Origin of the sequence: Stieleria sp. (genome assembly GCF_041595215.1) — a bacterium.
GTDB lineage: Bacteria > Planctomycetota > Planctomycetia > Pirellulales > Pirellulaceae > Stieleria > Stieleria magnilauensis.
Map to the genome: position 1 here is coordinate 1 of NZ_JBFHKV010000450.1, position 6,300 is coordinate 6,300.

General features: G+C 58.7%; 2 protein-coding genes. Both read left to right on the forward strand.

All coding sequences use genetic code 11. From position 1 onward, the window contains the following. Positions 1–28 precede the first annotated feature (28 nt). The gene (locus tag ABX749_RS17580) at positions 29–142 is read left to right on the forward strand and encodes an alpha-L-fucosidase C-terminal domain-containing protein (protein WP_372897113.1); all 114 of its coding nucleotides are present in this window, start codon (positions 29–31) and stop codon (positions 140–142) included. Between the two features lie 584 nt (positions 143–726). Continuing rightward, positions 727–6,300: Ig-like domain-containing protein (locus ABX749_RS17585; RefSeq protein ID WP_372897112.1), on the forward strand; the 5,574-nt coding region annotated here is incomplete at its 3' end.

The window sequence follows — 6,300 nt, forward strand, 5'->3', positions numbered from 1 at the left end:
CTATCAGGGTAAAATCAAGTCGATCACGATGCTGGGGTCCGACCAGAAACTGGAGTGGTCGCGCGACGCAAACGGGCTCACGGTGCAACTGCCGACGACCAAACCGTCCGAGTTTGCCTATGTCTTGAAAGTCACCCAATAGCCGAAGCAGTCGGGCAGCCTCAGGATGAGCCTGTTGTGGCGTACGTTTCCAGCTTGCCAATCGAGCGCGAGCATCGGGAGCATCCAGCCTGCGAATCGAGTTGGAAAAAGATTTGCCAGTGGATCAACGGCCTCTCCGTTTGTCTTCATTTAGCGGTATGGGGTTGCATTCCGCACGCGCTAGCACGGGCCACGCAGCGTCTCTCGCTGACGCGTCGCACTTGATGTGATCGCGTTGAGTTCGCAAGATCGACGAACTCGACAGGCAGCCGAGACAGGGGCGAAAAACCGTTCCAGTTTATTTCCCCCAAAGTTAAACGAATTCGTATCCCTTTCGATTGACGGGTTCATCGGCCCTCCAGATAATCTGCTTCGTGGTGACCATCTGTCGATTGGTCACTGGCGTTCAATCTAAGGTGCCATGCCATGGGTACGGTAGTTTCCGGGTTGGGTGCTTCTCTCACTTTGCCGAGGCGGCAGCGAGCAAGCAAGTGGAAGGGTTTTTCGAAGACTCGCCGTTCCATCAATCGCCGTTCGAGGGCGCTGCATTTAGAGCGGCTTGAATCACGGCAACTTCTTGCCGCGGTGATCCAGGACGCGAGCGTCTCGGGCAGCGGTTGGAACTCGGTTTTCCAAGATCACCTCAGCTCACAAGGACTCGGAACCATTGGGTTTCGTCTGCTGCCCGGACAAACCGCGCAGGTGTTGCCCTGGAAAAACTTGAACCAGGTCAAGTTCAAGTTCAGCGAACACGTTAACGTCCGTTTCGATGACCTTCGTATTCAAGGGGTCAATTCCGGCTTGGCCATCGTGCCGCGTGCGGAGGACTTGCACTACGACGGCAACACTTTCATCGCAACCTGGACGCTACCGAGCGAATTAGGCAAAGACAAGTTTGCCATTCGATTAAGTGATCGCATCACCAACGGCATCGGGACGTCGCTCGATGGAGACTTTCTGGGGGCTTACCCGACGGGCAATGCCACACCAGGCGGCGACTTCGTCTATACGTTCGACGTCGTTCCCGGGGACGGGGATCGCAACGGTGTGACCAACGTGATCGATGGGATTGGGCTTCGCAGCCGACTGTTTGCCCGCCCGGCCAACGACAACTATTCCGCCTACTTCGACTTCGACGGATCTGGACAAATCAACGTCTTGGACGGATTGAGGATTCGCGAAAACCTGTTCGCGCGGTTACCGGCGGGGTCACTGGACTTGACAGGGCCGACGCTTCACGCCGCCCTGCTGAACGACACCGCACCGGGAGGGCTGACGAACACCGATCGCCTGACCTTTGATGCAACCATTTCGGGAACCGTATCGGATCCGTTGGGGTCCCTTTCGGTCCAAGCCCATCTGGACGGCACGACGACGATCAGCGTCCCGGTCAATCCTGACGGCTCGTTCTCCTTCGATCCCAAGGCGATCCCGGGGTTTGCCGATGGCGGCCATCAGGTTCGCATCGTCGCCCGCGACGGTTTTGGCAACCCGACCTCCCTGGATCTCGATTTCATTCTCGACACCTTGCCTCCCGCAGCGCCCGCGCTCGATCTTTCCGCGGGCTCCGGCGCTGTCGGACCGCGAACCACCAACGCATCACGCGTCACCTTGGTGGGCAGTACCGACCCCAACGTCTCGGTCGCACTCGCCCCGGTTGCTGCGACATCGCTTAGCTCCAATACCGGTGCCGTTCAGTTCGCGTCCGTTGAACTTCAGGTCGGCTCGAATCCATTCACGGCAATTGCCACCGACGCGGCCGGCAACTCGACTGTCGCCAATTTTAATCTCGAGCGAGTGATTCAGACCGGCCCGCAGGATCCGGTCTTGCGTTGGAATCAAGTCACCCTCGATGCGATTACCTTTGATGCATCGTCACCGACCTACGCGTCACGGGCGACGGCGATCGTTCATGCGGCGATCTATGACGCGGTGGCTTCGTTGGAGGGACGTCCCGGATACTTCGTTTCGTTGCTGCCGCCGGCGGGCGCCTCTTTGGAAGCGGCCGTCTCCGGCGCCGCCTACCACGTTTTGAATGACTTGTATCCGGGGCAACAATCCTTCCTGGATGCCAACTTGCAGGCGGCACTGGCGGTCGTTCCCGAGGGCTCTGGCAAGACTGCCGGCGTGACGTTCGGCCGGTCCGTCGCCGATGCGATCCTCGCCATGCGGGCGGGTGACGGCTGGAATGCGTTCGTGGACTACGTTCCCGGCACCGTTCCCGGTGCCTGGCTTCCCACCGGCCCGACCTATGCCCAGGCGCTGCATCCCCAATGGGCAAACTTGACGCCGTTTGCGATGACGACTGCCGACCAGTTCTTACCGGCCGGGCCGCCGGACCTGTCCAGCCAAGCGTGGGCGACCGCTTACAACGAAGTCAAGTCACTCGGTCAACTGAACAGTCCCTCTCGAACCGCCGATCAAACCGAGATCGCCCGGTTCTGGGCTGACGGCGCGGGAACCTCAACCCCCGTCGGTCACTGGAACGTGATCGCCGGCGACGCCGCACTCACGGCGGGCAACAGCATTTCTGAAAACGCGAGACTGTTCGCGGCGCTCAATCTCTCCCTCGGTGATGCGGCCATCGTCGCTTGGAACGCAAAATACCGGTATGACTTTTGGCGCCCCGAGACGGCGATCCGCGCGGGCTCCAGCGACGGCAACGCCGCAACGCTCGCGGATCCGTCGTGGACGCCGCTTGTGATTTCACCACCGTTTCCCGAATACGTTTCCGGACACAGCACCTACAGCGGCGCAGCAGCAGCGATTCTGACGGCGACGTTCGGTCCCGGCTTTTCCTTCGTCGCCACCTCGGCGAGCTTGCCCGGCGTCAGCCGCGCGTTCAACAACTTCGACGAGGCGGCTGAGGAAGCGGGCCGTAGCCGCGTTTACGGCGGGATTCACTACGACTTCTCCAATCGAGACGGGCTGGAGGCGGGCCGGTCCCTGGCTTCTTATGTGCTCGGGACCTTCACGACGTCGGTCGATCAAATCGCTCCGACGGTCATTCTTGTTTCGCCTAACACGGCGATCGCGACACAACAAAACGTGACCGTGACCGGCCGGGTGCTCGACAACCTCTCGGGCGTCGCGACGTTGGAGGCACAACTGGACAACGGTGCGTTTGGCCCCTTGAGTTTCGATGCCGATGGAAACTTTTCCTTCCAAACCACCTTGCCACTGGACGGCACGGCAGACGGCGCGCACGCGTTGAAGTTGCGCGCGACCGACTACGCGGGCAACACGTCCGGCATCAAACAGTTGGACTTTGTGCTGGACACCATCGCCCCGGCCTTGACGGTTGACCTGCCGCCGGCCGGCGCAACCCTGGCCGCCGGGGCAAGGCTAACCGGCAGCGTTTCGGGTACCGGCGCGGCACTCGTGGCGCTGACGTACAACTTCAACGGCGGAGCCGCCCGCTCGTTCCTGACATCGAAGGCGGGTGGTGCGTTCAACACGGCACTTGATTTATCGACGTTGACCGCCGGGACACACACGTTGAACGTGGTCGCGCGCGACGCGGCAGGCAATGTCACCACCGTTTCTCGTTCGGTGACGCTGCCCGAGCTGATTCCGCTAACCATCACACACGTCACCCCCGCAGCGGGCTCCAGTGATGTGGGGTCGACCTATCGACCACAAGTCTTCTTTTCGCGGCCCGTGAACGTTGGCTCGCTCAATGCGACGAACTTCTATGCCACCGACACCACCGGAACCAAGATCCCAGCGAGGATCGTTCCCGCCGCCGATGGTCGTTTCGCGTGGCTGTTCTTCAACCAACCCCTACCGGGTGCATCGACGGTCACCGTGCATGTCGTCGGTGACACGATCTTGGCGGCCGATGGTGGTCAACCGCTTGATGCCGACGGAAACGGAACAGCCGGAGGAACGTTTTCTTATCGCTTCACGACAGTCAGTCTGGTTCCGCTGGCGGGCACCAGTCTGTCCGGGCGGGTGTATGATCCGGGCGTCGATTTAAAACCGATGACCTTTGACGATTTCCGTGCCGGACCCGATGGTGCCTTGCACACCGCGGACGACATCTTTTTGAATCCGCTCGCGGGTGTCAAAGTCTTCATTCTCGGTCTCGAGAACCAAGCCGTGACGACCGATGCTCAAGGCTATTTCAGCTTTGCCTCGGTGCCGGCGGGAAACCTCAAATTGGCGATCGACGGCCGCACGGCGACCAATGCCCCGGCAGGATTCTATTTCCCTGAAATGGTGATGGACCTGGAAATCCTGGTCGGACAGGCGAACACCGTGATGGGCACCATGGGAACGCGGGCACAGCGCGAAGCGAACCTGGATCGGTTAGAAACCTACCTGCCGAGAATCAAGTCTTCGATCCTGCAGTCGGTCAGCGATTCGGCCGCCACCACGATCGGTGTCGACGCTGAATCCGCACCGAATCTGACAGCACAGCAACGGCAGTACTTGCAACTGGAAATCCAACCGGCAAGTCTGATCGGACCAGACGGTCAACCGATCACAGGTGGACAGGTGGGGATCAGCGCCGTCCCGCCGGAACTGGTCCGCGACATGTTGCCCGCGGGGCTGTTGCAGCACACCTTTGACATCACGATTCAAGCACCGGATGCGGCGGCCTTCGCGACGCCGCTGCAGATCACGTTTCCCAACGTGTTCAACGCGGCTCCCGGCACGAAGCTGAATTTCTTGAGCTTCGATCACACCACGGGACGACTGGTGATCGAAGGCACGGCGACGGTTTCCGAAGACGGTCTGTCGGTCACCTCGGATCCCGGAACGGGAATCACCAAACCGGGTTGGCATGGACTGACACCGCCAATCACGCAACCCAAAAAGCCTGATGATTGCACACCATTTCGAGGATACAACGCATATATCGTTTGCGCGAAGGCCTACTTTTCAACGTTCGTTTCAAATTTCAAGAACACCTTCAACTACGCATCGTCAAAACGCGCGGCGGAGGCAGCGAGGGATGCCTGTGTCAAGGTTGCTGAGTTGTGTGCTGGCGGTGGTTCTAGTGGCGGCACGGACGGGAATGCCCCTCCGCCATTTGAACTGAACACGGAATCGCAATCGAATCTTCCGATCAGCGATCCTCTGTTGCAATTGATTGCGAATATGAGGGCAATCCAAGACTCTATCCAAACAGATCTTGATCTGTCGCAGGACATTGCAAATCAGATTGAGCAATTGATAGGAAACGCCCAAAGCGAAGCGGAACTAACCCAACAGCAGCGTGATCAATTGGCAACGCTGGAGTCAAATCTGATCGCTTTGTTTGAGGGGCAAACTCCGGCAGAGAGATTCGCAGCCAGAATGGCTGAATACGAAGACCTGTTGTTCGATGCGGATCTGGAACTTCAACATTTTGTCAGTGAAAAGTACTTCTACTATTTGGAGAACTTGGATAACGGATTTGTGATCCGAGGCACTACGGAACGCGACGGATCGATAACCGACATCGCCCTGCAGCCAAACTCGCAATATCTCCTGCGTCTGGTTGGTGCATCCAGTTTTCAAGTCCGTGAAACGATCGTCATTACAGCCTCTTCGGGTGAGTCAACTTCGATCTGCTTCCGACCAATCGTTGTTGACTCAAGCGCTGATTCTGATTTTGATGGTTTGACCGACCTAGTCGAATCGATCATCGGCACCAATCCGACGAATGCAGATAGTGACCTCGATGGTATCTCTGACCGAGCCGAGATCGAGCAAGGTCTTGACCCGCTCTCCGGTTTGGCGTTTCCAACCGGCGTGGTTGCGTCTCTGCTGATTCAGGGGGAAGCCACTGAGATCAGACTGGTGGGTTCAGTTCTTGACACCGGTGACCAAATGGCATACGTCGCCACCGGTAGCTATGGCCTTGCGATCATTGACGTCAGTCAACTGCAAATGCCGGTCGTAGTCAGTCAGCTCATGCTCAACGGCAATGCCCTTGATTTAGACATCTCGCCATTACAGAATCTTGCCGCGGTCGCGACTGGGATCTACGGAATACAAATCATCGATGTCGCCGCTGCGACTTCGCCAACGTTGCTGCAGTCGGTGCCATTGCCGGGCGGCGCCACTCGCGTCGAAATCTATGACGGCCTCATCTATGCAGGGTCGCCGCAAAGCGACCGACTGCACATCATCGATTTAGCTACCGGCGAGTTGCTCGAATCGATCACC